This window comes from Nakamurella flava, from assembly GCF_005298075.1.
GTDB classification, from domain to species: domain Bacteria; phylum Actinomycetota; class Actinomycetes; order Mycobacteriales; family Nakamurellaceae; genus Nakamurella; species Nakamurella flava.
In genome coordinates, this window is the sequence record NZ_SZZH01000003.1 from 90053 (window position 1) to 116334 (window position 26282).

Sequence of the window (26282 nt, forward strand, 5' to 3'; positions counted from 1 at the left end):
CCCAGCAGCCGGCCCGCCGGAGATCGGAAGAGTCGACATGCAACCCGGAATGCCCGGTATGCCCAATCTGCAGAACATCATCCTGCAGGCCCAGCAGATGCAGAACGAGATGCAGCGGGCCCAGGAGTCGCTGGCCGACGCCGAGGTCACCGGCACCGCGGGGGGTGGTCTGGTCACGGCCGTGGTGGCCGGGGCGGGTGACCTGAAGTCGCTCCGGATCGATCCGTCCGTCGTCGACCCGTCGGACGTGACCATGCTCGAGGACCTCATCCTCGCCGCGGTGGCCGATGCCCGTCGGCAGGCGGAGGAACTGGCCAGCTCGACGATGAACTCGGTCGCCGGCGGGCTGGCCGGTTCGTTGGACCTGTCGTCGCTGGGTCTGCCCGGCCTCGGCGGGATGCCCGGCTTCGGGCCGCCCGCGCCGTTGGGCGGCCCCGGTGACGAGTACTCCGACGACGACTACGACGACGAGTACGGCGATGAACTCGAAGACGACGAGCTGGACGAGGACGAGCTGGACGAGGACGAGGTCGTGCCCTCCTCGGACACCGACGGCCCGGCCGACGGTCGGACCGATGGCCGGACGGGTGCCTGACCGGTGTACGAGGGCCCGGTCCAGGACCTGATCGACGAGCTCGGCCGGTTGCCCGGCATCGGGCCGAAGTCCGCTCAGCGCATCGCCTTTCACATCCTCGTGACGGAGGCTGACGACATCACCCGGCTGCAGAACGCCCTGCAGCGGGTGAAGGACGACGTGCGGTTCTGCGAGGTGTGCGGGAACGTCGCCGCGGACACCCGCTGCCGCATCTGTGCCGACCCGCGGCGCGAGGAGGCGGTGATCTGTGTCGTCGAGGAGTCCAAGGACGTCGCCGCCATCGAACGCACCCGGGAGTTCCGGGGGCGCTACCACGTGCTCGGCGGGGCGATCTCGCCGATCGACGGCATCGGCCCCGACCAGTTGCGCATCGCTCCGCTGCTGACCCGGATCGCCGAACCGGGCGTCCGGGAGGTCATCCTGGCCACCGACCCCAACCTCGAAGGCGAGGCGACGGCGACCTATCTGACCCGGCTCCTGCGGAGCTTCCCCGATCTGTCGGTGACCCGGCTGGCCAGTGGTCTTCCGGTCGGCGGCGACCTGGAGTACGCCGACGAGGTCACCCTGGGGCGGGCGTTCTCCGGGCGTCGTTCGGTGGATGCCTGATCTGAGCCCGGCCGCCCGCCGCCGCGCCTGCGACCTGCTGCTGTCCCGGCCGCCCGGCCTGGGGCCGGTGCGGCTGGGTGTGGTCGACGGCCCGTCCGGTTCGGGGAAGACGACCTTCGCCGCCGCCTGGGCCCGGGAGCTGCGCGGTCGGGGCGCCGGGACGGTGGAGGTCTTCGGTTCCGACCTGCTGGCGACGTGGGACGACCCGTTCGACTGGTGGCCGGCCTTCGCGGCCCGGGTGCTCGACCCGCTCTCCCGAGGTGAACCCGGTCGGGTCCAGGTCATGGACTGGACCGGCGGGACGCCCCACCCCGGGCCGTGGCGCACGGTGCCCGTGCCGTCGGTGCTGATCCTGGAAGGGGTGTCGACCGGCCGCCGGGCAGTGGCGCGGTTCGACCCGGTCCTGGTGTGGGTCGAGGTGCCCGACCGCGCCGAGCGGCTGGACCGTGCGGTGGCGCGCGACGGTGAGCACACCCGGCCCGACTTCCGTCGGTGGCAGCAGGCCGAGGACGCGTTCTTCGCCGCGGACCGGACCAGGGAGCGGGCCGCCGTCGTCCTGTGCCCCGGAGGCTGACGGGTCGCCGTCCACCCCGCAGGGGTCGTCCCGGCGTCGGCCGGGCATGCTGGTCGGGTGTCGACGGGCTGGGTGCAACGGTGGGGTGAGCAGCTGCGCTCCACCGTGCGGGCCCTCGAGCCGGACGACACGCAGCCCCTGCCCCGGTTGGCCCCCGAGCCGCCGCCGGTCGACCCGGTGCTGGTGGAGCTGCTGCGGGCGTTGGCGACGGCCCTGGCCAACAGCGCCGAATCGGCCGACCAGACCACCGACCGGCTGCGGGACGTCGCCGCCGCCTACGACGCGGACGTCTCCGCCCTCGTCATGCCGACGGGGGTCATCTTCCGGATCGGCAGTTCCGAGGTCGACCTGGTGACGGTGTCGCCGCGACCGCTGCGGCTGGACCAGGTCGCCGAAGTCGACAACCTGGTGACGGTGCTGACCCGGGCCGGAGTGAGCCCGGCGGAGGGGCTCCGCCGGCTGGGTGACATCCTGTCCCGGCCACCCCGTTTCCACGGCCCGACGACGTTCGGCGGGTCCCTGCTGCTGTCGCTCGGGTTCGGTCTGCTGATCAACCCGGACATCAAGGCCCTGCCCTGGTACCTGGCGCTGGGGGGCCTGGTTGGCGGTCTGCGGATGCTGGCCAACCGGTGGGCGACCCTGTCGGTGGCGCTGCCGGTGCTCGCTGCGTTCGTCGTCTCGGCCCTCACCGTCCTCGTCGTGGTGCCGATCACCGGGGACGACGCGATCCGGCTGCTGGCGCCACCGCTGGTCGCCTTCCTGCCCGGCGCGACCCTGACGATCGCGACCATCGAGCTGGCAAACAACCAGATCGTCTCCGGGGCCAGCCGGCTGGTGTGGGGGTTGTCCCAGCTGCTGCTGCTGGTTTTCGGGGTGCTGGCCGGGTTGAGCGTCGCCGACTACCGCCCGGCCGGCCCCGACGTCTCCCAGCTCGGGGCGTGGGCCCCGTGGGTGGGAGTGCTGGTGGTGGGGGTCGGCTACCTGCTGTTCTCCAGCGCGCCGCCGGGGTCCCTGGTGTTCATCCTGGCGGCGCTGACCGCGGCGTACGCGGCCCAGACCGTCGGGGCGTTCGTGCTCACCGCCCAGTTCTCCGGCTTCGCCGGCGGGCTGGTGATCGCTCCGCTGACCCGGTTGCTGGCCTGGTTCCCGAAGGCCCCGTCCAGCACGGTCATGCTGCTCCCGGCGTTCTGGCTGCTCGTCCCGGGTGCCCTCGGTCTGCGCAGCTTCTCCCAGGCGGCGGTCGGGCTGGGTGCCGACGGTCTGCTGACCACCGGGTTGTCGATCATCGCCGTGGCCCTGGGGGTGCTGGTCGGGACGTCGCTGACCCGGGATGTGCTGGCGGTCAGCCGGACCTTCCAACGGCCGGGCTGACCGTCCAGGTCTGAGGATCGACTGCAGGCAACATGCCGTATCGCGTGCGGGCTTGCGGCTCGCGGGTTGGAGGCGGTCAGGCCCAGGCGACCCAGTCGGCCTTGGCGATCATGCAGTGCACGCCCTTGACGGCGTCCACGACCTGACTGACCTCGAAGTCGCCGGCGGCGGACAGGTAAGCCAGGGCGACCGAGCGGGGCACCTCGAACTTCTCGTGCAGGAACGCGACGGCGTGCCGGACGGCCCGCCGCATGGCCTCGTCGAGGTCGACGTCCAGACCGGTGGGGATCCAGTGGGTGTCGGTCTCGACGACGGGGCCGATCGCGCCACCGACCGTGGCCGGGATGGCGGCGGCGGGGATGACCCGCAGCCGGACGGTGGCCCGCAGGCTGGCCTCGAGGGCGGTCAGCGCGACCTCGCCGTTGCCCTGGGCGAAGTGCGGGTCGCCGGTGTAGAACAGCCCACCATCGACCTGGACGGGCAGGTACAGGGTGGTGCCGGCGACGGCGTGCTTGACGTCGATGTTGCCGCCGAACAGGCCCGGCGGGACGGAGTGGACGGAATCGTCGGTGTCGGCGGCGACGCCCATCAATCCGAGGAACGGGGCGAGCGGGAAGCGCGCGGGGCGCCCTCCGCCGGCGTCGATGGTGGCGATGTCCCGGCCGGCCGGTCCGGCACCGGGGTGCACGGTGGCGAAGTGGCTGACCGTGCCGCCGGTGACGATGGTGTCCTGGCTCCGCGTCGCGGTCGAGTGCGGGTCCTCGGGGAACTCCCCGGCCAGTGCGCCGAAGCCGTGCCGGTTGGAGATGAAGCCGTAGGGGACCCGGTAGGCCAGGTCGAGGATGTCGACGGCCAGCAGGTCGCCGGGACGCGCGCCCTGCACGGCGATCGGCCCAGTGACGACGTGCGGACCGTCGGCCTCGGTGTTGGGGATGTCGCCGGCGGCGATGTCGACCGCATCGCGGAGCACCTCGCCCACCCCGAACTGGGCCAGGTAGGCCTTGGGGTCGCGGCCCTGGTCGTCGAGCAGCCCCTCGTGGCTGACGGTGTCGATGGTGACCGTCTGTCCGTCACCCACGGCGAGAACGGGTGCGGCGCCACGGTTCGGCAGCCACCCCCAGCGGACCTCCTCGGCCCGGGACGGCAGGTAGTGCTGCCCGGCGATGGGGCCTTCGTGGGGTTGCAGGATCGGCAGGCTGGTCATCGGGTTGCTCCATCGGACGGGGCGGCAGCGGGGGCGGGGGTGGACAAGGTGGTGCTCGCGGGCGCACTGCCGGCGGTGTCGGCGACCACCAGGTCGATCTCGACGCAGGCGCCGACGGCGAGACCGGTGACGCCGACGCAGGTCCGGGCGGGCAGCCCGGCGGGGAACCACTGGCGGTACTCGGCGTTGAAGGCGTCGAAATCGTCGAAGTCGGTGAGATAGACGCGGACCATGAGGATGTCGTCCCACCGGGCGCCGGCTTCGCGGACGACGGCCTGCAGGTTGCGCAGCACCTGGCGGGTCTCGGGGATGAGCCCCCCGGGCACCAGTGCGCCGGTGTCGGGGTCGGTCGGCATCTGCCCGGTGAGCATCAGCAGGCCGCCCCAGCGGGTGGCGTGGCAGAACGGGCCGACCTGGGTCGGCACACCCGGGCGTCCGGTGAAGGTCAGGCGTTCGACAGCGGTGGACACGGCGGTCTCCTCGAGGTGGGTGCTCATACCTCGGCCACCGCCATGCTGCGCATGAACCGTCGGGTGGCCGGTTGTTCGGGGGCGTCGAAGATCTGGGCGGCGGGCCCCTGTTCGACGATGACGCCGTCGCGGAGGAACGCGACCCGGTCGGCGACCTCGCGGGCGAACCGCAGCTGGTGGGTGGCGATCACCATGGTCAGACCGGATTCGGTGGCCAGCCGCCGGATGACGGCCAACACCTCGGCGACCCGTTCCGGGTCCAGGGCGCTGGTGGGTTCGTCGAGCAGCAGGACCCGCGGGTTGCCGGCCAGGGCGCGGGCGATGCCGACCCGTTGCTGCTGACCGCCGGACAGTTGCCGGGGACGGGCGTCGGCCCGGTCGGACAGGCCGACCATGGCCAGCAGCTCGTCGGCCCGGGTGTCGGCCTCGGCCTTGCCGACGCCGTGCACCCAGCGCAGCGGGCCGGCGACGTTCTCCCGGACGGTGAGGTGGGTGAACAGGTTGAACTGCTGGAACACCATGCCGACCCCGGAGCTGACCCGCTGGCGAGCGATGGTCCGCTCGGACAGTTCGGCACCGCGCAGGTCGTAGCCGATGGGCTCGCCGTCGATGAGGACCGAGCCGCCGTTCAGCCCCTCGAGGTGGTTGAGGGTCCGCAGCAGGGTGCTCTTCCCCGAGCCGCTCGGACCGAGCAGGGCCACGACCTCGCCCTGCCGCACGTCCAGGTCAACCCCGCGCAGCACCGGGGTGGTGCCGTAGGACTTGTGCAGGTCGCGGGCCTCGATGACGGCGTCACCGAAGCGGCGGGGCGGTGGGTCGGCCTGCGTGCGGGACAGTGGGGCGCCGGTGGCGCTGGTCGGCCCGCCGGCCTTCGCGGCCGCAGGGGTCGGGACGGGGTCCTCGGCGTCGTCGTCCTGGGTGGCGACGGGTTCGGAACCGGCCAGCGGCAACGGCTTTCGCCACGGCCGGGACCAGAAGGAGGCCTTGCCCGGTTCGCCCGGAGTGGCCCACCGCTCGATGAGCATCTGGACGCCGGTCAGGGCCCCGGTCAGCACCAGGTACATGACGGCGGTGGCGAAGTAGATCGAGAAGTAGTCGAAGGTGGCCGAGGCCAGCTGCTGGGTGCGCAGCGTCAGCTCGGGGACGGCGATGATCGACGCCAGGGCGGAATTCTTCATGGTCGCCACGGCCTCGTTGCCCAGGGCGGGGATGCTGGCCCGCAGGGCCTGCGGCGCGATGATCCGCCGCATCAGAGCCGCTGGGGTCAGGCCCAGGGCGCGGCCGGCGGCCTTCTGCCCCGGGTCCACCTCGCGGACGGCGGAGCGGATGATCTCGGCGAAGAAGCTGGCCTCGTTGAGGGCGAGGGCGACGCCGCCGGCCAGCAGCGGGCTCAGCACAACCCCGGCGTGCGGGAGCACCGTGAAGACGAAGACCAGCTGCAGGATCAGCGGCGTCCCCCGGTAAAGCGTGGTCCAGATGCGGGCGACGATGGCCAGCGGACGGAACCGCGACAGCAGCATCGCGGCCAGCAGGACGCCGCCGAGCAGCCCGCCGACGAAGCCGATCGCGGTGAGCTGCAGGGTGATGAGCAGGCCCTGCCAGAGATACGGCGCGGTCAGGTAGTGCAGGAATTCCGACATCTGGACTCCGGGGAGGGAAGTGGGGGCGAGCCGGGAGCGGGGCGGTGCGCGGCCGGGGCCGGACCGCCCCGCTCGGCGGGTCAGCTACCGCTGGCGGTGAGGACCTCGGGGGCGGCGACGGCGTTGGCGTTCAGCTGCCACTTGGTGGCCAGCTCGGCCTGCAGACCGCTGTCCTGGATCTGCTTCACGGCGCCGACGACCGCGTCGCGGAAGGCGGTCTTGCCGGTGGGGACGCCGATGCCGATCTTGTAGTCGAGCATCACCGTCTGGGCCGAGGACAGGTCGTCCGGGTGTTCGGCGATGAAGCGGTCGACGGTGTTGATGTCGTTCATGTAGGCGTCGGCCCGGCCGGCCAGGATGGCCTGCACCGAGTCGGAGCTGGAGTCGAACAGGCTGACGGTGGGGGCGGGCTTACCCGCAGCCTCGCAGTCGGGGCCGACGGCCTCGACCAGCGGCACCTCGACGTAGCCCTTGTTCAGAGCGACAGTCAGCCCGCACAGCGAGGTGTCGATGCCGGTGATGCCCTTGGGGTTGTCCTTGGCGACCAGGATGCCGTCGTAGACCTTGGAGTAGTAGACGAAGTCGACCCCGCCGGCGGCGCGTTCCTTGGTGGCATACAGGTTGGACAGAATCCAGTTGGCCCGGCCGCTGGCCACGGTCGGGATCAGCTCGGAGAACCCGACGGGCACGTACCCGACCGTGAAGCCCAGGCACGCGCCGATGGCGTTACCCAGGTCGATGTCGAAACCCTGGTACTGGTCGGGGTTCTCGGGGTCGACCGTCTCGTAACCCGGGGTGTAGGGGTTGAGGGCATTGATCTGGGTGGTGCCGACGAGGTCGGGGTGCTGGGCGCGGAGGTCCTTGCAGGCGGCCGAATCGGCGACGGCGGCGTACTCGCCGGAGGCGGCCGCGGGAGAACCGCTGCCCGAGCCGGCGGCGGAGGACCCGGCCGACCCCGTGGTCGAACCGGAGGAGCAGGCGCCGAGCAGGGCGACGGATCCGGCCAGCAGGCCGGCGGTCAGCAGGCGTCCAGTGGTGCGCAACATGGAGGGTCCTTTCCGGGCGGTGGTCGCGGAGCGGCCGTCCGGGGCGAGAAGCGGGAGGGGGCGGGGCGGAGGGCGCCGTCGATGGCGTGGACGATCTGCGCCGATCGCGGTGTTGGTCCGACTCCGGCCGGATGGTCTGACCAACTTCGGTGAACTGTAGGGGCCGGGCGGGGCGCTTCCGGCCCTGATCACACGCCTTTAACGAGGTCGTTACACCAGGCCCGCGATCCGGGCTGCCGGTGTGGTCGGCGTCTCCCGGGCGTGGTCCATTCGTCAGACCATCCAGCCACTATGGTGGCGACACCACTGTCCGTCGGCCCGTCCGGCGACCCCGGCCCGCCCGCCCCCTGGAGCCCGATGACCACCGACCTGCCGCCGTTCGTGCACCGCAACCGCTCGGTGTCGGCGGCGGTGGCCGCCCATTTCGAGAAGCTCATCGCCACCGGTGAACTCGCCCCCGGGGCGCGCCTGCCGGCCGAACGCGACCTCGCGGCGTCGATGTCGATCTCCCGGGCGTCGCTGCGGGAGGCGATGCACGAGCTGGAGAACAAGCAGCTCATCGAACGGCGTCCCGGGCGGGGCACCATCGTGACCCCGCGGTCGTCGGCGGAACTGGAGCTGCTGGCACTGTCCGACGGCACTACCGAGGCCGACAACGCCGCCGAGCTGCGGTATCTGGTGGAGCCGTCGGTGGCCGGTCTGGCCGCCACCCGGGCCACGGCGGCCAACCTCATCCAACTGCGCGAGGTCCTCGACCAGACCCAGCCCGGGCTCAAGCCGCAGCGGTCGCTCGAGTTGGACATCGAGTTCCACCTGCTGGTGGCCCAGGCCGCCCGCAACCCGCTGATCACCACCCTGCACACCATGACGACCGAATGGACGATGGAGGTCCGCCGGCACTCGCATGCCACCGAGCGGGCCCGTCGGCAGTCCCGGGACGGGCACCGCGCCATCCTGGACGCCATCGAGTCGCATGACGCCGAGGCGGCCCGGGCCGCGATGGCACGCCATCTGGACGACGTCCGTGGCCTCATCGCGCAGCGGAATCAGGGCGCGGAGTGATGCCCGACCCCATTCCTGTCGACCACCGAACGGCCGCGTCCGGCCCCCGAACCCCGGAGAGATCCCGATGAACGCCCTCGCCCGTCACAGCCGGGCCCACACCGTGGCCCTGTTGCTGCTCACCGCAGGAACGGGGGTCATCGACGCGGTCAGCTACCTGAGCCTGGACAAGGTCTTCACCGGCAACATGACCGGCAACGTGCTGTTCCTGGGGTTCGCGGCTGCCGGCACCGGCGGGATCCCGCTGCTCAACAACGCGGTGGCCCTGGCCGGTTTCCTCGTCGGCGCGGTCATCGGCGGTCGCGTCGTCGGTCGCGGGCACGCCGACAAGGTGCCGCTGCGGACGGTATGGACGCTGACGGTCAACGCCACGGTCGCCCTGCTGCTCACCCTCTACTGGGCGGTCAGCGGACTGACCGACCACGTCGAGATGTTCACCGTCACCGGGCTTCTCGCGATGGCCATGGGTAGCCAGGTGGCGGCGGTCAAACCGATCGGCAACGCCGACATCACCACCGTCGTAGTCACCAGCACCCTGGGCAACCTGGCTCGCGACAGTCGGCTGGCCGGCGCCCCCAAGGGCGCCAACAAGGGTTGGCGGCACCGGCTCTCCGCGGTCGTCGTGATGGGCGTGGCCGCCGGTCTGGGGGCGCTGACCATCAGGCTGGGCGGCACCCACGGCGGGTGGCTCGGCCTGCTGTTGGGCGCGCTGGCGATGACGTCGGCCGCGGTGGTGCTGGCCGTCAGCCGCCGTCGCGCCGCCGCCCCGGTGTCGACGGACCAGGCGCGCACGGCGTCGGCCGGCTGATCACCGCTGCCGGCCCTTCAGGCGTCACCCCAGGAATTCCTCGAGATCCGCGGCGAACCGTTGCGGGAACTGGAACATCGCGGTGTGGCCGGAATGGGGATAGATCAACAGCGCGGAGCCGGGGATCCGCCGGTGCAGATCGTGGGACAGCGCGGTGGGGACCATCCGGTCGTCGTCGCCGTTGACGATCATCGTCGGCTGGCGCAGCCGGGTCAGGTCGACGGACGTGCCACGGCCCCACCGGCGGACCGCGGCGAGCTGGGTGAGGAACGCCGCGACCGAGACGGCGCGGTCACGGTTCTCGGTGCGCTGGCCGAGCCGTCCGAGGAATGCCCGGGCCGCCTGTCGGCCGGCGGGGTCGCGGTGGAAGAAGAGGAACTCCTTCGGGTCCGATCGGGTCACTGCGGCCCGCAGCATGTCGAGAAAGGTGACCCGCGCGACCTTGTCGATCCCGGCTCCGCCACGGGGCCCGGTCCCGGCCAGCACCAGACGACGGATCACCGTCGGATGGGTGAGGGCGAGTGCCTGGGCGACCATGCCACCCAGGGACAGCCCGACCACGTCGACCTCGTCGTGGCCCAGGGCCCGGATGAAAGTGGCGGCGTCGTCGGCCATCTCCTCGACGGTGCCGGGTACCCGACCGGTGGTCGCGCCGACGCCTCGGGTGTCGACGGTGATGACGTGGCGCTTCCTGGCGACCGCGTCGATCACGGCCGGATCCCAGTTGTCCAGGTTCGCGGCGAGGTGCACGAGGAAGACGACGGGGACTTCGCCGGTCGGTCCGAGAGCGCGGTAGGCGTAGCTGATCCCGCCGGCGTCGACGGTGCGGGTCGGGGTGTCGGCGTACCGGGCGGAAGGGGGCTGAGCGCTCATGACGGGTTCCTGGGGGCGGGAAGGGATGGACGAGGAGAGAGTGGTTCAGGGATGGGTGATGACGGTCTTGCCCCGGACGCCGCCCTTGTCCATGTCGCTCAGAGCTCGGGCGGTGTCGGCGAAGGGGACGGCCCGGCCGACCACCGGCCGCAGGGTGCCGTCGTCGACGAGGCGGGCGATGGTCCGGAGCTGGTCCCCGTCGGGGTGCATGAACAGGAACTGGTAGGTGACGCCGAGCTTGCGGGCCTGGCGTCGGACCTTCGCGCTCAGGGTGGCGATGGCTACTCGCAGGACCGGATTCAGTCCGGCGGTCTTGGCGAAGGCGGGGTCGGGAGGGCCGGCGATACCGATGGCCATGCCGCCGGGTCGCAGCACACGGAGCGACTTCTCCAGGTTGTCCCCACCCAGGCTGTCCAGGACCAGGTCGTAGCCGCTCAGGAGGTGCTCGAAGTCCTGGGTCCGGTAGTCGATGACGGTGTCGGCGCCGAGCTCGCGCACGAAGTCCGCGTTCCCGGCGCTGGCGGTGGTGGCCACCGTCGCGCCGAGGTGCTTGGCCAACTGGATGGCGATCGATCCGACGCCGCCCGCTCCGGCGTGGATGAGGACCTTCTGTCCGGGCTGGACGTTGCCGCGCTCGGCGAGCGCCTGCCAGGCGGTGAGCGCGACCAGCGGCAGCGAACCGGCCTCGACCGGGGTGACCGATGTGGGTGCCGGCGCGACGTCCTTCTGATCGACGGCGATCCGTTCGGCGAAGGATCCGATCTGGTCCTTGCCGGCGCGGGCGTAGACCTGGTCACCGACCGCGAACCCGCGGACCTCGGCGCCGACGCGGAGGACCGTGCCGGCGACGTCGTGGCCCAGGGTCAGGGGCAGCCGGTAGGGCAGGATCTGCTTGAACTCGCCCGCCCGGATCTTCTCGTCGAGCTGGTTGACCCCGGCCGCCTCGACATCGATCAGGACGTCGCGGACGCCGACGGTGGGTTCGGGGACGTCGGCCTCCTGCACCGGCGCCTTGTACTTCGTGACGATGAATGCCTTCATGGCGGTTCCTTCGGGGGTCCGAGTGGACGGAGGGGCGGGGGCCGGACGGTCAGACGCCGGCGGTTCGCAGCTGCGGGTACAGGGTGTCGATGGGTGCGCTGAGGCCGGCCTTGAGCTGGACCGAGGTGCTGTCGGCCAGCACCTCGTACGCGCCCGCGTGCAGACCGTCGAGGACGGCCCGGACCAGTTCGGCCGGGTCGAGCTTGGGGTCGGTGGAGTGGGCAGCCATCGGGGTGTCGACGTACCCGACGTGCACACCCATGACGTGCACCCCCTGGGGGGCCAGCTCCAGACGCAGTGAGTTCGTGGCCGACCAGAGGGCGGCCTTGGTGGCGCTGTAGATGCCGCCCACGGCGTACCAGCTCAGCGCGGAATGGATGTCGATCAGAGCGGCTCCGGGTCTGCCGGCCAGCACCGGGGCGAACGCCCGGGCCAGGAACAGCGGACCGAGGAAGTTGGTCTCGACGTTGGCCCGGATCTCGGCATCGGTGTGGCCGAGGATCTCCGGGGTCGGCGGTGAGATGCCGGCGTTGTTGACCAGCACGGTGACATCACCGGCCACCGCTGCGGCCGCGGCGATCGAGTCCGCGTCGGTGACGTCGAGGGCCAGCGGGACGACGCGCGGATCGTCCCAGCTCTGCGGACGTCGCGCCGTCGCGTAGACCTTGGCGGCGCCCCGCGCGAGGGCACTCTGGACGAAGGTACGGCCGATCCCACCGTTGGCGCCGGTCACCAGGACGACAGCTCCGGTCAGTTCAGGCATGGCAGGGTTCCTCTCGGTTCCGCCGACAGGGCGGTGCGATGACACGGTCCGGGCCTGGGCGGCCCGACTGACTATGCTCGTAACTGAGCATAGTCAGATTCTATTCCGGGAGGAAACCATGAGCGGCAGGACGCCGTCCGTCGGCCGGCGCGAGCGGAACAAACAGGACAAGCTCGATCGAATCATCGCGGCGGCGGGGGTCCTCTTCGCCGAGCGCGGGGTCGACGAGGTCACCACCCAGGAGATCGCGGATCGGGCGGACATCGGCACCGGAACCCTGTTCCTGTACGCCAGGTCCAAGGGTGAGCTGCTGCTGCTCGTGCAGAACGCCCACTACCGGGCCGCCCTGGAACGAGGCCGAGCGGCGGCCGCGACGATCCCGGACGACCTGGACGCCGTGATGGCGCTCCTGCGGCCCATCGTGGAGTGCAACCGCGTCCAGATCGACAACGGGCGTACCTATCTGCGCGAGATGGTCTTCGGGGACCCGCACGAGCAGCACCGCGGGGAGGCGCTGGTCATCGCCGCGCGCACCGAGGAGGCCATTGCCCACCTCCTGACGCGCGATGATCGGATTCCCCCGGTCGACGCCGCCGTCCGCGCCCACATCGTCTCGGCCATCATGCTTCTCGCGATGGGAGCGGGGCCGAACGCCGCCGCCACCGTCGACGACCTCCTCGCCGACATTCGCACCCAGATCGCGGTCCTCGTGACGGCGTGACAACCGACGTGCGAGCGAGGGGCTTCCGGGTCCGCCACCGTTTCGCCCGGATCCGATGTCGGCGTCGCAGGCCCGCGTAGCGTCGGCGGGATGAACACCGCCGAACTGCTCATCGAGGGCTACGGCCGGATCGCGCAGGAGGTCGAGTCCGTCCTGGACGGGCTGGGCGGGTCCGACGATCCGGTGCTGACCCACCGCGTCGATCCCGAGGCCAACACCGTGGCCTGGCTGATCTGGCACCTGGCCCGGGTGCAGGACGACCACCTGGCCGGGGTGGCCGACAGCGAGCAGGTCTGGACGGCCGGGGGTTTCGCGGAGCGGTTCGCCCTGCCGTTCGACGACGCGGAGATCGGCTACGGCCAGGACGCCGGAGACGTCGCCCAGGTCCGGGTGGCCGCGGCGGACCTGTCGGCCTACCACCGCGCGGTCCACGAGCGGTCCGTCGAGTACCTGGGCGGGCTGACCGACCACGACCTGGACCGCATCGTCGACCGGAACTGGGACCCGCCGGTCACGCTGGCCGTCCGGCTGGTCAGCGTGCTGTCCGACTGCCTGCAGCACGCCGGCCAGGCCGCGTACGTGCGGGGCGTCGTCGAGCGGTCCGCCCCCAGCGGTCGGTGAGGGCTGCCGCTACGCCGCCGGCGGCAGCCGTCACCGACCCGGGGGTCGGTCGAGGGAACGAAACGGCCACAGCCCGACCAGCAGGTCCGCAGCCTCGTCCAGCCAGCCGATGACGTCCAGCGCGCTGGTGATGCTTTGCGGCGGCGTCCGGATCAGGCTGTCCCGGGCGATGAGGTCATCGAAATCGACGTCGGGTGAGCGGAACTCGACCCCGGCCCGCTGCAGCACGTGGCCCAGTTCCTGGGCAATGATCCCGTAGCTGACGACGGTGGGGTGGATGCCGTCGAGGGAGAAGATGCCGCCCTGGGCGCGGCCGCCGCGGCGATCACCGTGCAGGAACCGGGTGTCCGGCTTGGGATCCAGGGCGGCCACCGGTGCGGGCAGCGGGTACTCGGTCCACCAGTCCGGCCGGGAGTCGGGGTCGTCGATGTACCGGCGCCAGGCCAGCCGGTCCAGCAGGCCGCAGAGGTCGAACAGGTACCAGTCCTCGCCCCGGTCCCGCGCGGCCCGGACGACCTCGGTGAGGTGCTCGTTGTAGAGGTCGATCGCGGTGTCGACCGCCTGGGCCTGGGCGCCGGTGACGTGGGGGTCGCGATCGACCTCGAAGCGCTCGTCATCGATCCAGGGTCGCGTGTAGTACCGGAAGTACGCGGATCCGGGTGCCCGCTTGCCGCCGACGCCGCGGGCGATCGGCGGGATCGTCACGTGCGGCACGGTGGCCAGCACGACGTGCCGGGCCCGGACCCGCCGCACCTGTTCGACCAGCAGGTCGTACTCGGCCCGGAAGTGCTCGGGACGCCACACCGTGGCCGCGTTCTTGCGCACCAGGTCCTGGAAGTCGGCGTCGGCGGACCAGGTGACCCGCAGGTCGATCATCGCGCCCAGGGCGTTGTTGGACCCGAGCATGACGACCAGGGTCTCGATCTCGCCGGAGTCCTGGGCGACGGTCGGCAGCGCGCGGCTCCGCTCCTCCGCGTCGCCGTGCGGGTAGATCCGCAGGGCCGCGATGGGGCCGGCGTTCTCGACGATCGGCGCCAGCAGCTGATGCCGCGAGGCGCGCGCCTGGGCGAGGTTGATGTCGAAGGTGCGGGCCAGGATGTCGCGCAGGTCCCATCCCAGTACGGCCAGGGTGTGCGGTGGCGGGCCTGGCGGGGGCGGGACGATCCCCGGCCCGCGTTCCCAGAATCGTTGGATCTCCGCGAGCAGCGAGTGCAACCGGACGGCCGCCGGGGGTACCTCCCAGGCACTGAAGGTGGGACCGAACTCGTCCTCCAGTGTGCGCAGCAGGTACTCGATGTTGGCCGGCAACCCGCCGAACCCGGGATAGGCCGGGGCCCGGAAGCCGTCGAACCCGATCTGCCGGGCCAGGATCGCGGCGAAGGACAGCTCGTCGTCGTGGACGGCGGCGCTGCGCATGCCCTGGGTCAGCGAGTCGCCCAGGACCACCAGGCGTTCCGACGGCGTTTCCCGATGGCTGGTCTTGGCGACGGGGATCCCGAGCGTGGGATCGGTCTCCGGGACCCGGCCGGGCCGGGTGGCCCGCTCGCGGACCTCGGGTGGGGTGTCGTCCGGCAGATCGCCGGCCAGCGACTGATCGGTTCCGGCGGTCATGCCCTGCTCCTCGTGCTGCCTGGGTCCGGCCGCCCGGCGGGACGACACGGCTGCGCGCCGACCCGGAGGTGCCCGGTCGGGCAACGTCAGGTGCCCGATGGACAGGCCGTGACGCTCCGGTCACCGCGGCGCGGCGGTGGCAGCATCGCAGACGCCACTGACAGCGGCTCGTCGAACGAGGGAGAGCCCCATGCGCGCCCACGATCATGAAGCGGACGATGTCCAGCGCCCGCCCGGAGCCCGGGTGGCGATGGAGCCCACGGCCTGGCACCGCGATGCCACGCTGTCCGGCCGACCCGACCTGCTCGATGCCTCTGCGGTTCTGGGCCTGCAGCGGGCGGCAGGCAACGCCGCGGTCGCGTCCCTCCTGGACGCCGACGCCGAGGAGCGATCGCCGGTGCACGACGTCGTCGGTTCGGGTGGCGGTCAACCGCTGACCGGCGAGCTGCGGGAGGAGATGCAGGACCGCCTCGGGCACGACTTCTCCGACGTCCGCATCCACACCGATTCCGCGGCCCACGAGTCGGCCCGGGCCGTCAACGCCCACGCCTACACCGTCGGACACGACGTCGTGTTCCAGCGGGACCGCTTCGACCCGTCGTCCACCGCCGGCAAGACGATGCTCGCCCACGAGCTGACCCACGTGGTCCAGCAGCGGTCGGGTCCGGTGGACGGCGCGGACGCGGGCGGCGGGATCCGGGTCAGCGACCCGTCGGACCGCTTCGAGCGGGAGGCGTCGGCCAACGCGGAGCGGGTCATGGCGCAGCCGGCGGTGCAGCGGCACGCCGAAGGCGAGGAGGAGGAACAGGCCGAGGGGTGACGGTCGAGTTGGTCACCCTTTTCGGGCTGAGGTGGACTTGATCACCCGCTGAGGCCTCCCGGGGTGGAGTTGATCTCCCTTTCGACAGCTCCGGCAGGAAAGGGTGATCATCTCGACGCGACACGCCGAGGCGCGACCCATCCGAGGTGGAGTTGATCTCCCCCTCCGTCAGCAGGTGGCCAAAGGGTGATCAACTCGACCTCCCGGGGACGGATGCGCGCCCCCGCCCACGGGAGTGCAAGGCTGATCCTGTGGACCTGCGACCCGACTCGGCGAGAGCGCCGGCCCGGCGCATCCTGATCCTGGGTGGCACGTCCGAGGCCCGTTCCCTGGCCGAGCATCTCGTCGAGCAGGGCGACCAGGTGACCTCCACCCTGGCCGGACGGGTCAGCGATCCCGCCCTGCCGGTCGGTGAGGTGCGCATCGGGGGCTTCGGCGGCGTCAGCGGCCTGATCGGCTACCTGGAGCGCCAGAGTCCGGACGCGGTGGTGGACGCGACCCACCCGTACGCGGCCACGATGACGGCCCACGCGGTGGCGGCGACCGGCCAGGTCGGCGTCCCGCTGCTTCGCTTGGCCCGCCCGGGCTGGGGTGACCGGCGCGACGCGTCCGGATGGATCTGGGTCGACGACCACCCGTCCGCCGCCGCGGTCGCGGCCGAGCGCGGAACCCGCCCGTTCCTCACCACCGGTCGCCAACCCCTCGGGCACTACACCGCCCTGACCGATCACGACACCCTCGTGCGGGTCGTCGAGCCACCGGAGGTCCCGCTACCGCCGCGGTGGACCGTCATCCGCGACCGCGGGCCGTACCGGGTCGACGGGGAGATCGCCCTGCTGCGCGACCATCGCGTCGACCTGCTGGTCACGAAGGACTCGGGCGGCCGGTACACCAGCGCGAAACTCGATGCCGCGCGGGCCCTGGCGGTGCCGGTGGTGGTGGTCCGGCGCCCACCGCCGCCCAGCGGGGTGGAGCTGGTTGCCTCAGTGGACGAGGCCCTCGGCCGGCTCGGGCGGCTGCCCCACCAGTGACGGGAGTGCCGGCTCGACCACCCACCGGCCGCGCCGCAGCACGCCGGTGACGGCGAGACCGTCGTCCAGCACCACGATGTCCGCCGCAGCGTCGGTGGCCAGCGTCGGGTCGGGCAGGCCCAGCGCCCGGGCCGGGTTGACCGAGGACTGCCGGACCGCGGTCAGCACGGCCGTGTCCGGGTCGGCGCCGCTGCTGCGGACCGCGAAGCGGAAGACGTGGTCCATGGTCGCGGTACTGCCGGCGATGGTGTCGGTGCCGGCGACCCGGGCCACCCCGTCGACGACGTCGACGTCGAGGGCACCGAGACGGTAGGCCCCGTCGGCCATCCCGGCCGCGGCCATCGCGTCGGTGACCAGGGCGACCCGGTCGCTGCCGACGGTGTGGGTGACGTCCCGGTAGAGCGCCGGGTGCAGGTGCACCCCGTCGGTGATCATCTCCACGGTGACCCGGGGGTCCTCCAGCAGCGCGATCACCGGCCCCGGTTCCCGGTGGTGGACCGGGCGCATCGCGTTGAACAGATGGGTGCCGACGGTCGCACCCGCGTCGATGGCCGCCCGGGCCTGCTCGTAGGTCGCGTCGGTGTGACCGACGGCGGCGACGACACTCTCGGCCACCAGCTGCCGGACGGCGGTGAGCCCACCGATGCGTTCCGGCGCGAGGGTGACCATCCGGATGGTGCCCCGTCCGGCCCGCAGAACCGCGCCCAGCTCGCGGGTGTCGGGATCCCGCAGCGCCCCGGGATCGTGCGCGCCGCAGCGGCGGGACGACAGCCACGGGCCTTCCAGGTGCAGGCCGGTGATCAGGCCGTCCTGCACCTGTTCGGCCATGAACGCCACCTGGTCGAGCAGCTCGTCCGGTTGGGCGGTGACCAACGAGGCCACCATCGTCGTGGTGCCGTGCCGGCGGTGCAGCTCCACCGCGGTGCGCGTCGCCTCGGCGCTCGTCTCCCCGAAGGTGCCGGAACCGCCGCCGTGCACATGCATGTCGACGAAACCGGGCACCAGGGTCACGGCGCCGAGCGCCAGGTCGCCGGCGTCCGGGTCGACCGGCCGCGACGGCCGGTCGGACCCGACCGCGCGGACTCGTCCGGAGCGGGGGTCGACGTCGATCCACCCGGGGCGCAGGATCTGCTCCCCGGTGACGACGGTGTCGGCGGTGATCAGCATGACGTCACAGACCCTGCCAGGCCGGCTTGGCCTCCCAGGTCTGCCGGTAGTAGTCGGCCAGCTGCAACCGGCTCGCCGCAGCCTGGTCGACCAGCACGGTCACGTGCGGGTGGTGCTGCAGGACGGTGGCCGGCCACATCGCGCTGACCGCGCCCTCGGCCATGTGGTGCACCGCCTCGGCCTTACCCGTGCCACTGGCCACCAGCACGATGTGCCGCGCCGACATGATCGTGGCCAGGCCCTGGGTCAGGCAGTGGGTGGGGACGGCATCGACCTGGTCGCCGAAGAACCGGGCGTTGTCGATGCGGGTCTGCTTGGTGAGCGTCTTGATCCGGGTGCGGGAGGCCAACGACGACCCCGGCTCGTTGAAGCCGATGTGCCCGTCGGTGCCGATACCCAGGATCTGCAGGTCGACCCCGCCGGCCGCGGCGATGGCCGCCTCGTAGGAGGCGCAAGCGGCTGCGATGTCGTCGGCCAGACCGTCCGGTCCCTGGACCGCGTCGGGCGCGAAGTCGACACGGGAGACGAACTCGGTGTCGATGACGGTGCGGTAGCGCTCCGGGTGGTCGGCGGGCAGCCCGACGTACTCGTCGAGGGTGAAGCCGCGGGCCTGGGCGAAGGACACCTCGCCGGCGCTGTGACGGGCAGCGAGCGCGTCGTAGATCGGGAGTGGGGACGAGCCGGTGGCCAGGCCGAGGACGGCGGCGGGCTTGCGCTGCAGCAGGGCGACGATGGCGTCGGCAGCCAGCCGGCCGCTGGTGTCGGCGCCGTCGGTGATGACGATTTCCATGGCGGAGTGGACCTTTCGGTGCGAACGGGGCGGGCCGCGGTCCGGTGCCCGGACTCATCGAAGGAGTCCGGGCACCGGCCCTGCGGTCAGCGCTCGACGGTGAACAGGGCGTCGCGGGCGGCCAGTTCGGCGCCGGAGGTCACCGCGGAGTCCGGCCGGACGGCGTCCGCCGGGGTGTCCATGACCACGACAGGCACGATCGGGTTCTTACCGGCGGCGATGATCGCGGGCACGTCGTAGGTGGTGATCGTCTGACCGGCCTCGACGTGGTCGCCCTCGGCGACGTGGGTGGTGAAGCCCTGCCCGCCGAGCTGCACGGTGTCCAGGCCGAGATGCACCAGTACACCGGTGTTGTCGGCGCCCAGGATGATGTAGGCGTGCGGCATCAGCTTGAAGATCTTGCCGCTGATCGGGGCGACCGCGTCGAGTACCTCGTGCACGGGGTCCACCGCCGCGCCGGAACCGACGATCCCTTCGGCGAAGGTCGGGTCGGGGACCTCGGACAGGGCGACCGCCCGTCCGCGGACCGGGGCGAGCACCCGGGTGGCGGTGGCGACCCCCCCACCGGTCGGGGCCGGGGCAGGACTGGCAGCGGAGCGGGTCGGGGCGACCGGGGTGCCGGCCAGGGTGTCCTTGATGTCGTTCTTCAAGGCCTCGGCCTGCGTACCGAAGATGGCCTGCACGTTGTTGCCCACCTCGATGACGCCGGCGGCGCCCAGCGACTTCAGCGCGCGCTTGTCGACCAGCGCCTTGTCGGCGACCTCCATGCGGAGCCGGGTGATGCAGGCGTCGACGTTGACGAGGTTGTCACGGCCACCGAAGGCGGCGATCAGCTTCTCGGCCTTGGCGTTGACCGGCGACAGCCCGGAACCAGCCGCACCGGTCGCGATTTCGTCGTCGGTCAGGTTGGCTTCCTGCTCGGCCTCGAACTCGTCCTCGGGCTCGCGGCCCGGGGTGCGCAGGTTCCACCACTTGATGGCCAACCGGAACAGCAGGTAGTAGACGACGAAGAAGACCAGGCCCATGACGATGAGCAGCGGGATGTTCTTGGCCGCCGGGGCGGTGCCGTAGAGCAGCAGGTCGATCAGACCGGCGGAGAACGAGAAGCCGAGGTGGATGTCGAGCAGGTAGGCGATGGCCAGCGACAGGCCGGTCAGCACGGCGTGCACGACGTACAGCGGGAACGCCACGAACATGAACGCGAACTCGAGCGGCTCGGTGACACCGGTGAGGAAGGCGGTCAGGCCGGCGGCACCGAGGATGCCGAAGGCGACCTTGCGCTGCTTCTTGTTGGCCATGTGGATCATCGCCAGTGCGGCCGCGGGCAGACCGAACATCAGGACGGGGTAGAAGCCGGAGGTCAGCAGACCGGCGGTGGGGTCGCCGGCGGCGAAGCGGGTGAGCTCACCGGTGACGGGGGTCCCGCCGTTCGGCGGCGTGTACGAGCCGTACAGGAACCACACGTAGCTGTTCAGGATGTGGTGCAGGCCGAGCGGAATCAGCATGCGGTTGGCGAAGCCGTAGGTGAAGGCACCGAAAGCGCCGGTGGCGCCGATGAACTGGCCGACCGAGGTGAGCCCGGCGTTGAACAGCGGGTAGACGTAGCTCAGAGCGAAGCCGAGCACCAGACAGGTCAGCGAGACGATGATCGGCACGAACCGTCGACCGCCGAAGAAGCCGATGTAGGCCGGCAGCTGGATGGTGTGGAACTTGTCGAACAGCAGCGCCGTGACGATGCCGACCAGGATGCCGGCGAAGACGCTGTAGTTGATCGTCGCCTGGGCGCCGGTCTGGTCGGTGACGCCTTCCAGCACGAACGGCGACATGGTCTTGAAGACCTCGGCGATGACGAGGTAGCCGGCCGCGGCGGCCAGGGCGGTGGAGCCGTCGGCCTTCTTGGCGAACCCGATGGCGACACCGATCGCGAACAGCAGCGGTAGGTTCGCGAAGATCGCGTTGCCGGCCGCGCTCATGGAGTCGAAGAACGGCCCGATGACCGGAGTGGTCATGCCGCCCAGCAGATCAGGCTGCCCCAGCCGCAGCAGGATGCCGGCCGCGGGCAGCAGGGCGATCGGCAGCATCAGGCTCTTGCCGAGCCGCTGTAGCTGCGCGAAGCCGGGGATGTGCAGCCCCGACTTCTTCTTCGGCGCTTCGCGGGTCGTACTCATCGTCGGGGACCTCCGGGGTGATCGGGTGCGGCCGGGAGAGGCGGGTCTATTGGTCTAGACCATCTGAATCTGATGGGAAGATTGGCATAGACCAATTGGGCCGTCAAGAGGTCTCGCGAGGACGAGCAGGGGTTCACCCAAGCGGCGCAGCCTGCCCGCGCATTGGTCTATGCCAATGTGGTGAGATGGGCGTTCGCCGACCACGCGGCGACACAGTCCCCCGGCGAGAGGAAGACGATCGGTGAAGGTGCCGAAGTACTTCCAGGTCAAGCAGGACATCCTCGATCTGATCGCCGGCCTGCAGCCGGGCGCCGGCGTACCGACCGAACGTGAGCTGGCCGAACGCTTCGCGACGTCGAGAACGACGGTGCGACAGGCCATAGCGGAACTGGTCGTCGACGGGCGGTTGGAGCGCACCCAGGGCCGGGGAACCTTCGTCGCCCAGCCGAAACTCATGCAGGTACGGCAGTTGACCTCGTTCTCCCAGGACCTGCAGGACGAGGGGCGGCACCCGGGCAGCGTCGTGCGCGACCTGAGTGAACGGGAGGCCGACCGGGAGGTGGCCGAGCACCTCCGCATCCCGGTCGGATCGCCCTACTGGCGCCTCGAGCGGGTCCGCCTGACCGCGGACGAGCCCATCGCCCACGAGATCGCCCACCTGGCCGGGCCGTTCCCCGACTTGCCGGCCGAGCTGGCCCCCCGCGGCTCGCTGTACAAGACGTTCCGGGAGGCCTACGGCCTGGAACTGGCCGCCGTCGAGGACGTCATCGAGACCGCGCTGGCCGACCCCCTGCAGGCGTCGCTCCTCGGCGTCGACACCGGCCTGCCCATGCTGCTCATCCACCGCACCGGCTGGGACGCCGACGGGCGCGTCCGCGAATGGACCCGTTGTGTGTTCCGCGGGGACCGCTTCCGGTTCGTCGCGCGCAATGAACGGGGCCCGGCTGACCAGCAGACGCCGCAGGGCGGCCCGCCCACCTCGTGAAGATGGGGCGAACCGCCCTGTCGGTGCCGTCCGGCGATCAGTGGCCGGTAGGTGTCGTCAGCGCTTCGATGCCCGCCACCCGGCGGCCTGTGCGTCAGAGGGGGAGCAGAACCAGTATTCGCCGGGGCGGTTACCGATCACGGTGACGTCGTAGAACTGGCCCCCAGGCACGTGGTAGATGCGCTCGCCGTCATCGGCCACGTTGCCCTTGACGTCGCAGCCCGGAATGTGGGTGGGGCTTCCGGGACGGGGGCCGGCGGGCGGCGTCCCCGGGTTGCCCGAGTTGCTCGGCGGCGCACTCGGATCGCCGATGTAGCCGGTGCGGATGGACCAGACGGCCCGACCTCCGGCGTACACCACCAGATTGCCGTCGGGCTGCAGGGCGAGAACGCCTGCTCCACCCGACGTTCCGAGCTGCCAGCGCGGACCGCTGGGGCCGTAGAGCACCAGGTTGCCGTCGGCCTGGATGGCCAGGCGGGCGTTCGCGGTGCCCCCGGTGTTCGTGGCGAAGACGGCTCGTCCGTTGTCGTACACCACGAAATTGCCGTCGGTCTGCAGGGCGGCGACGTACGGACCGTAGGTGAGTTGCTGCCCGGCGGCGAGGGTCTCGCCGGTGTTCAGGGTGGACCGGGTAGCCACCGGCGGCGGAGCGACGCCGATCAGGCCGGTGGTCCGGGCCCACGCCGCCCGCCCGCCGGCGTACACCACCAGGTTGCCGTCGTTCTGCAGCGCGAGAACGCCGCCGGAGCCGGAGGTCCTGGTCTGCCAGCGGGCCCCGCTGTTGCCGTAGATGACGAGGTTGCCGTCGGTCTGCATGGCCAGCCGGGCGCCGGCAGTCCCACCGGTGCCGGTCGCGAACAGGACCCGGTTGCCCGGACCATAGGTGACGAAGTTGCCGTCGGTCTGCAGGGCGGCGGTGAAGCGGCCGTCGGCGGAGATGAGCTGTTGCCCGGCCGACAACGTCTGCCCGGCCGCCAGTTCCGCCGGCGCGGCGGGACGGACGGGGATGATGCCGGTGGTGATCGACCAGGCGGCCCGGTTGTTCAGGTAGAGGACCAGGTTCCCGTCGCTCTGCATGACCAGGCGGGCATCGGATCCGGACGTCCCGGTCCACCACTGCGGACGGCCCGATCCGTACACCACGACGTTCCCGTCGCCCTGAACGGCCAGTTCGGCACCTACGCCTCGGCTGCCGGTCTGCCACCGTGGGCCGCCGGGACCATAGACGACGACGTTCCCGTCGCCTTGGACGGCGGTCCGGAACTGGCCGTTCGCCGAGACCAAGGTTTCGCCGGCGAAAAGGCTCTGCCCGGCCCGCAGGGTGTCCTCGCCTGCGGCGGCGAAGGCGCTGGGGGCAGCGCCGGTGAGCAGGGCGAAGGCCAGGGTCAGAGCCAGCAAGGTGGCGGTGACCAGCCGTGGAGATCTGTGTTGGATGCGGACGGTCGTCGTCGGCAAGGAGGCCCCCCAGGGCGAAGAAGTGACCGAGCGGCATTGCGCGGTCGCGACAACGTAACAGGGAGGCCTGATCTCGAACGGGTGATTCGATGAGCGCAGCGTGAATTCAGCTGTCCGGTTAGTGCTGGTCATCCGTTCCGGGGATGACGGGCTCAGCAAGGTGGGCCCGACGTTCGATACCTCCTGCACGAAGGGTTGTCGGCCGGTCCGCTGGGCGAACCGGCCGACAACCTTCTGCGGAATCAGCCGACCTTGGTCCAGAGGCCGCAACCGGAGGCATAGAAGCCGGCGTCAGAGGACTTGATCGAGACGGCGCCCTGTTGCCAGTCCTCTCGGAATTCGATCAGCGAGTCGGCGTCGCTGGCGAAGGTGGACAGTCGGGCCCAGGTGCAGCCGTTCTGGCTCGATGGTGACCAGACCCCGGTGGAGATGTCACTGCCGACGATCCACGTGCCGTCGCCGAAGGGGGCGGTCGGCGAGGACGTCAACGGCGACAGGTCGGCCGTCCACTCCGCACATTGGTCGGTTCCGAAAAACGGGTCGGTCGGCTTGATGGTGACCACCGCCGGAAGATCGGTGAACTCGAACGAGAGGACGTCAGCCGCGGTGACGTTCTCGGAGTCGGTCAGCAGCCGCGCCCAGTTGCACTGCGGCGCGGCTGTGCGAGTCCGGTAGGTGCCGGGCGCGATGTCCCGCCCGACCGCGAAGAGGCCACCACCCGGGAAGGTCGGCACCGGAATGGGACCGGTGCGGACCGACCAGGTCGCTCGTCCACCGGCGTACAGGACGAGGTTGCCGTCCCCCTGCAGAGCCAGTTGGGCTTGGCCGCCGCGGGTTCCGGTCTGCCAGCGGGGGCCGCCGTTGCCGTAGAGGACGAGGTTGCCGTCGGACTGCATGGCCAACACGGCGTTGGCGTTGCCGCCGGTGCCCGTCGAGAAGACGGCCCGACCGTTGTCGTAGACGACGAAATTGCCGTCGGTCTGGACGACCGCCTCGAAGGAGCCGTTGGTCAACCGCTGGCCGGCGGTCAAGGTCTCACCCGTGTTCAGGACCGACCGGGTCGGCGTGGGCAGCGGGATGGGCCCGGTCAGGCGGGACCACCCGGCGCGTCCGCCGACGTAGACGACGAGGTTGCCGTCGGACTGGGCAGCCAGGACGCCGTTGTCGCCGGATGTGGCCGTCTGCCAGCGCGCGCCGCCGTTGCCGTAGAGCACCAGGTTGCCGTCGGTCTGCATGACCAGTCGCGCGTTCGCCGTGCCTCCTGTACCGGAGGAGAACAGCGCGCGATTGCCCGGTCCGTAGAGGACGAAGTTCCCGTCCGTCTGCAGGGCGGCCACGAAACGGCCGTCCGTGGACACGAGTTGCTGACCGGGCGAGAGTGATTGCCCGACGGTGAGTTCGGATGGTCCGGTGGGCCGCACCGGGATGATCCCGGTGGTGATCGACCAGGCGGGCGTGCTGCCGAAGTAGAGTACGAGGTTGCCGTCGCCCTGCATCACGAGGCGGCCGCCGCTGCCGGACGTTCCGGTCCACCAGCGGGCGCCGCCACCGGCGTACAGCACGACGTTGCCGTCGTTCTGCATGGCGAGACCCGCTCCGCCACCCGAGGTTCCGGTCGACCAGCGCGCTCCCTGCGAGCCGTAGACGACGAAGTTCCCGTCGGTCTGGACGACGGCGCGGAACGCCCCGTTCGTCGAGAACAAGGACTGGCCGACGGTCAGTACCTCGCCGGCCGACAGCGTGTCGTCGTCGTCGGCGGCCCGAGCGGCCGGGGGAGCGACCGTCAGCAGGCCGACCGCCAGAGCGATCGCCAGAACGGCCGCCAGGATCGGCCTGCCGGGCCGTGGGAGGACATGGTCAGGTACTGCGAACAACGCGATCACCCGGTCTTCCTGAGGGTCTCCCGGAGCCCGTTCGCCCGGTGGCGCGACGCTAACAGTGATCAACTGACCCCAGCGGGTGAACTCAGAGGCCGGTGCGAATACCAAGGCTTGCTAAGAGTGCTGCCGCAGAGTGAGGCTGAACGAATGCGCGAGCATTGATCACTGACGGTGGGATCCGCTCGGGTCAGCCGTCGGCCGGCGCCCGCCAACCGGCCGACTCGGCCTCTTCGATCGAGCAGAACCATCGCTCGCCGCGGGCCTCGTCGATGCTCGTCCGCTCGTAGTCCCGGCTTTCCGGCAGGTGGTAGATCCGGCCGTTCCCGCTGATGTTCCCCTTGATCGCGCAGTCGGCCGACGGCGGTGTCTGCGTCGCCGTCGGGACGGTCGTGGGCGGGGCCGCCGATGTCGCCCCGACCACGCCGCCGCACGTCGCCGCATTCCACAGTCCCCGGCCGGCTCCCGCCGCGTCCTGCTGCGCGGCCCGGTACTCGCCCTGCCGTGCGTAGGCCCGATCGAAGGTGTACTCGCGCGCGAACCCGTCACCAATCACGCGCTTTCCGAGGTCGGTGCCGTCCGGGAGGGTGACGTACCGCAGCACCCGGCCGTAGCGGTCGCGGTCGTCCTGGGTGGGGTCCGGGGTCAGCGCCACCGTGGCTCCCCGCAGCAGGGCGGCAGCCGCGTCCGAGGCTGCCGCGTAGCCACAGTCCTGCCGCTCCGGGGTGTCGATGCCCAGTACCCGCACCTTTTCCGATCCGCCGTCGGTGGTGACCTCGAAGGTGTCGCCGTCGACGACCCGGGTGACCACCGCAGTGCCTGGAGCGGGGGAGGACGGGGCGGGGGTCTCCGCATCGGTACAGCCGACCAGGGCGCCCGCGAGGAGCAGCCCGACGGGCAGCATCCAGCCTCGCCTCACCGCATCCCCCGTTCATTTCCCCGCTGAGCTGCCAGGAACGACAGCCCCATTCCCACAGGGACTG

25 protein-coding genes and 1 pseudogene are annotated in these 26282 nt (G+C 71.3%); 11 read left to right on the forward strand and 15 right to left on the reverse strand.

Features of this window, described 5'->3' with window-relative positions; all coding sequences use genetic code 11:
* Window positions 1–58 precede the first annotated feature (58 nt).
* Genes FDO65_RS22525 through FDO65_RS12195 form a run of 4 tightly spaced genes read left to right on the forward strand, consistent with a single transcriptional unit; the run spans window position 59 to window position 3146 of the window.
* A complete protein-coding gene (locus FDO65_RS22525; RefSeq protein ID WP_240757577.1) occupies window positions 59–595 on the forward strand; it encodes a YbaB/EbfC family nucleoid-associated protein in 537 nt (178 codons plus the stop codon).
* A gap of 3 nt (window positions 596–598) precedes the next feature.
* The gene (recR, locus tag FDO65_RS12185) at window positions 599–1201 is read left to right on the forward strand and encodes a recombination mediator RecR (RefSeq protein WP_137449993.1); all 603 of its coding nucleotides are present in this window, start codon (window positions 599–601) and stop codon (window positions 1199–1201) included.
* Window positions 1194–1775, forward strand: coding sequence for a uridine kinase family protein (locus FDO65_RS12190; protein ID WP_205850003.1), 582 nt, complete (start codon window positions 1194–1196; stop codon window positions 1773–1775). Before recR ends, FDO65_RS12190 begins: the two co-directional genes overlap by 8 nt.
* Window positions 1776–1832: 57 nt before the next feature.
* Window positions 1833–3146: a threonine/serine exporter family protein gene (locus FDO65_RS12195; protein ID WP_137449994.1), complete on the forward strand. Its 1314-nt coding sequence runs from the start codon at window positions 1833–1835 to the stop codon at window positions 3144–3146.
* A gap of 76 nt (window positions 3147–3222) precedes the next feature.
* Here the strand turns inward: FDO65_RS12195 and FDO65_RS12200 are convergent, their stop codons facing one another.
* The 4 genes from FDO65_RS12200 to FDO65_RS12215 all read right to left on the reverse strand — a co-directional run bounded on the left by FDO65_RS12200 (window position 3223) and on the right by FDO65_RS12215 (window position 7506).
* Complete coding sequence (locus FDO65_RS12200; RefSeq protein WP_137449995.1) at window positions 3223–4350, reverse strand: acetamidase/formamidase family protein; 1128 nt, start codon at window positions 4348–4350, stop codon at window positions 3223–3225.
* Window positions 4347–4847, reverse strand: coding sequence for a RidA family protein (locus FDO65_RS12205; protein WP_137449996.1), 501 nt, complete (start codon window positions 4845–4847; stop codon window positions 4347–4349). Before FDO65_RS12205 ends, FDO65_RS12200 begins: the two co-directional genes overlap by 4 nt.
* Window positions 4844–6460 (reverse strand): amino acid ABC transporter permease/ATP-binding protein, encoded by a 1617-nt coding sequence (locus FDO65_RS23080; RefSeq protein ID WP_137449997.1) that lies wholly within the window; start codon window positions 6458–6460, stop codon window positions 4844–4846. Before FDO65_RS23080 ends, FDO65_RS12205 begins: the two co-directional genes overlap by 4 nt.
* An 80-nt stretch (window positions 6461–6540) precedes the next feature.
* Entirely contained in the window at window positions 6541–7506 is a 966-nt protein-coding gene (locus FDO65_RS12215; protein ID WP_137449998.1) for an ABC transporter substrate-binding protein, read from the reverse strand.
* 357 nt (window positions 7507–7863) lie between these two features.
* On the opposite strand from FDO65_RS12215, the gene FDO65_RS12220 reads away from it, so the two are divergent.
* Both FDO65_RS12220 and FDO65_RS12225 read left to right on the forward strand, forming a co-directional pair.
* Window positions 7864–8568 carry a FadR/GntR family transcriptional regulator gene (locus tag FDO65_RS12220; RefSeq protein WP_137449999.1) on the forward strand — a complete coding sequence of 235 codons (705 nt, stop codon included), beginning with the start codon at window positions 7864–7866 and terminating at the stop codon, window positions 8566–8568.
* Window positions 8569–8635: 67 nt separating this feature from the next.
* Window positions 8636–9376 (forward strand): YoaK family protein, encoded by a 741-nt coding sequence (locus FDO65_RS12225; RefSeq protein ID WP_166442162.1) that lies wholly within the window; start codon window positions 8636–8638, stop codon window positions 9374–9376.
* A 24-nt stretch (window positions 9377–9400) separates the two neighbouring features.
* On the opposite strand, the gene FDO65_RS12230 is transcribed toward FDO65_RS12225, so the two are convergent.
* Genes FDO65_RS12230 through FDO65_RS12240 form a run of 3 tightly spaced genes read right to left on the reverse strand, consistent with a single transcriptional unit; the run spans window position 9401 to window position 12053 of the window.
* The gene (locus tag FDO65_RS12230; protein ID WP_137450001.1) at window positions 9401–10249 is read right to left on the reverse strand and encodes an alpha/beta fold hydrolase; all 849 of its coding nucleotides are present in this window, start codon (window positions 10247–10249) and stop codon (window positions 9401–9403) included.
* A gap of 45 nt (window positions 10250–10294) precedes the next feature.
* Complete coding sequence (locus tag FDO65_RS12235; protein WP_137450002.1) at window positions 10295–11290, reverse strand: NADP-dependent oxidoreductase; 996 nt, start codon at window positions 11288–11290, stop codon at window positions 10295–10297.
* Between the two features lie 49 nt (window positions 11291–11339).
* Complete coding sequence (locus FDO65_RS12240) at window positions 11340–12053, reverse strand: SDR family oxidoreductase (RefSeq protein ID WP_137450003.1); 714 nt, start codon at window positions 12051–12053, stop codon at window positions 11340–11342.
* Window positions 12054–12171: 118 nt separating this feature from the next.
* On the opposite strand from FDO65_RS12240, the gene FDO65_RS12245 reads away from it, so the two are divergent.
* Window positions 12172–12774 (forward strand): TetR/AcrR family transcriptional regulator, encoded by a 603-nt coding sequence (locus tag FDO65_RS12245; RefSeq protein ID WP_137450004.1) that lies wholly within the window; start codon window positions 12172–12174, stop codon window positions 12772–12774.
* Between the two features lie 90 nt (window positions 12775–12864).
* Window positions 12865–13395 carry a mycothiol transferase gene (locus tag FDO65_RS12250; protein ID WP_137450005.1) on the forward strand — a complete coding sequence of 177 codons (531 nt, stop codon included), beginning with the start codon at window positions 12865–12867 and terminating at the stop codon, window positions 13393–13395.
* A gap of 30 nt (window positions 13396–13425) precedes the next feature.
* Here the strand turns inward: FDO65_RS12250 and FDO65_RS12255 are convergent, their stop codons facing one another.
* Entirely contained in the window at window positions 13426–15006 is a 1581-nt protein-coding gene (locus FDO65_RS12255) for a hypothetical protein (protein WP_137450006.1), read from the reverse strand.
* A 190-nt stretch (window positions 15007–15196) separates the two neighbouring features.
* Between FDO65_RS12255 and FDO65_RS12260 the strand changes: the two genes are divergently transcribed.
* On the forward strand, window positions 15197–15826 hold the full coding sequence (locus FDO65_RS12260; RefSeq protein ID WP_137450007.1) for an eCIS core domain-containing protein: 630 nt from the start codon (window positions 15197–15199) through the stop codon (window positions 15824–15826).
* A gap of 251 nt (window positions 15827–16077) precedes the next feature.
* On the forward strand, window positions 16078–16857 hold the full coding sequence (locus FDO65_RS12265) for a cobalt-precorrin-6A reductase (protein WP_166442163.1): 780 nt from the start codon (window positions 16078–16080) through the stop codon (window positions 16855–16857).
* Here FDO65_RS12265 and nagA read toward each other — a convergent pair.
* The 4 genes and pseudogenes from nagA to FDO65_RS12280 all read right to left on the reverse strand — a co-directional run.
* Window positions 16810–18024: an N-acetylglucosamine-6-phosphate deacetylase gene (gene nagA, locus FDO65_RS12270; protein WP_137450008.1), complete on the reverse strand. Its 1215-nt coding sequence runs from the start codon at window positions 18022–18024 to the stop codon at window positions 16810–16812. The genes FDO65_RS12265 and nagA overlap by 48 nt on opposite strands.
* Window positions 18025–18028: 4 nt before the next feature.
* Window positions 18029–18814, reverse strand: a complete 786-nt coding sequence (gene nagB, locus FDO65_RS12275; RefSeq protein ID WP_137450009.1) for a glucosamine-6-phosphate deaminase — start codon at window positions 18812–18814, stop codon at window positions 18029–18031.
* Window positions 18815–18900: 86 nt separating this feature from the next.
* Window positions 18901–19353 (reverse strand): PTS sugar transporter subunit IIA, encoded by a 453-nt coding sequence (locus FDO65_RS23320; protein ID WP_420847540.1) that lies wholly within the window; start codon window positions 19351–19353, stop codon window positions 18901–18903.
* Window positions 19354–19437: 84 nt separating this feature from the next.
* Window positions 19438–20982: pseudogene (locus tag FDO65_RS12280) on the reverse strand (PTS transporter subunit EIIC); the annotation flags it as partial.
* A 241-nt stretch (window positions 20983–21223) separates the two neighbouring features.
* Here FDO65_RS12280 and FDO65_RS12285 point away from each other — a divergent pair.
* A complete protein-coding gene (locus FDO65_RS12285; RefSeq protein WP_137450011.1) occupies window positions 21224–21967 on the forward strand; it encodes a GntR family transcriptional regulator in 744 nt (247 codons plus the stop codon).
* A gap of 57 nt (window positions 21968–22024) precedes the next feature.
* Here FDO65_RS12285 and FDO65_RS12290 read toward each other — a convergent pair whose 3' ends face one another.
* The 3 genes from FDO65_RS12290 to FDO65_RS12300 all read right to left on the reverse strand — a co-directional run bounded on the left by FDO65_RS12290 (window position 22025) and on the right by FDO65_RS12300 (window position 26203).
* Window positions 22025–23365, reverse strand: a complete 1341-nt coding sequence (locus FDO65_RS12290) for a sunset domain-containing protein (RefSeq protein WP_166442164.1) — start codon at window positions 23363–23365, stop codon at window positions 22025–22027.
* Window positions 23366–23664: 299 nt separating this feature from the next.
* Window positions 23665–25305 carry a hypothetical protein gene (locus FDO65_RS12295; RefSeq protein WP_137450013.1) on the reverse strand — a complete coding sequence of 547 codons (1641 nt, stop codon included), beginning with the start codon at window positions 25303–25305 and terminating at the stop codon, window positions 23665–23667.
* A gap of 184 nt (window positions 25306–25489) precedes the next feature.
* Window positions 25490–26203 (reverse strand): thermonuclease family protein, encoded by a 714-nt coding sequence (locus tag FDO65_RS12300; RefSeq protein ID WP_137450014.1) that lies wholly within the window; start codon window positions 26201–26203, stop codon window positions 25490–25492.
* Between the last annotated feature and the right edge of the window lie 79 nt (window positions 26204–26282).

Coding starts and splice junctions, on each gene's coding strand:
- FDO65_RS22525 (WP_240757577.1), top strand. CDS start 59: ATGCCCAATCTGCAGAACATCATCCTGCAGGCCCAGCAGATGCAGAAC.
- FDO65_RS12190 (WP_205850003.1), top strand. CDS start 1,194: ATGCCTGATCTGAGCCCGGCCGCCCGCCGCCGCGCCTGCGACCTGCTG.
- FDO65_RS12200 (WP_137449995.1), bottom strand. CDS start 4,350: ATGACCAGCCTGCCGATCCTGCAACCCCACGAAGGCCCCATCGCCGGG.
- FDO65_RS12205 (WP_137449996.1), bottom strand. CDS start 4,847: ATGAGCACCCACCTCGAGGAGACCGCCGTGTCCACCGCTGTCGAACGC.
- FDO65_RS23080 (WP_137449997.1), bottom strand. CDS start 6,460: ATGTCGGAATTCCTGCACTACCTGACCGCGCCGTATCTCTGGCAGGGC.
- FDO65_RS12215 (WP_137449998.1), bottom strand. CDS start 7,506: ATGTTGCGCACCACTGGACGCCTGCTGACCGCCGGCCTGCTGGCCGGA.
- FDO65_RS12220 (WP_137449999.1), top strand. CDS start 7,864: ATGACCACCGACCTGCCGCCGTTCGTGCACCGCAACCGCTCGGTGTCG.
- FDO65_RS12225 (WP_166442162.1), top strand. CDS start 8,636: ATGAACGCCCTCGCCCGTCACAGCCGGGCCCACACCGTGGCCCTGTTG.
- FDO65_RS12230 (WP_137450001.1), bottom strand. CDS start 10,249: ATGAGCGCTCAGCCCCCTTCCGCCCGGTACGCCGACACCCCGACCCGC.
- FDO65_RS12235 (WP_137450002.1), bottom strand. CDS start 11,290: ATGAAGGCATTCATCGTCACGAAGTACAAGGCGCCGGTGCAGGAGGCC.
- FDO65_RS12240 (WP_137450003.1), bottom strand. CDS start 12,053: ATGCCTGAACTGACCGGAGCTGTCGTCCTGGTGACCGGCGCCAACGGT.
- FDO65_RS12245 (WP_137450004.1), top strand. CDS start 12,172: ATGAGCGGCAGGACGCCGTCCGTCGGCCGGCGCGAGCGGAACAAACAG.
- FDO65_RS12250 (WP_137450005.1), top strand. CDS start 12,865: ATGAACACCGCCGAACTGCTCATCGAGGGCTACGGCCGGATCGCGCAG.
- FDO65_RS12255 (WP_137450006.1), bottom strand. CDS start 15,006: ATGACCGCCGGAACCGATCAGTCGCTGGCCGGCGATCTGCCGGACGAC.
- FDO65_RS12260 (WP_137450007.1), top strand. CDS start 15,197: ATGCGCGCCCACGATCATGAAGCGGACGATGTCCAGCGCCCGCCCGGA.
- nagA (WP_137450008.1), bottom strand. CDS start 18,024: ATGCTGATCACCGCCGACACCGTCGTCACCGGGGAGCAGATCCTGCGC.
- nagB (WP_137450009.1), bottom strand. CDS start 18,814: ATGGAAATCGTCATCACCGACGGCGCCGACACCAGCGGCCGGCTGGCT.
- FDO65_RS12300 (WP_137450014.1), bottom strand. CDS start 26,203: ATGCTGCCCGTCGGGCTGCTCCTCGCGGGCGCCCTGGTCGGCTGTACC.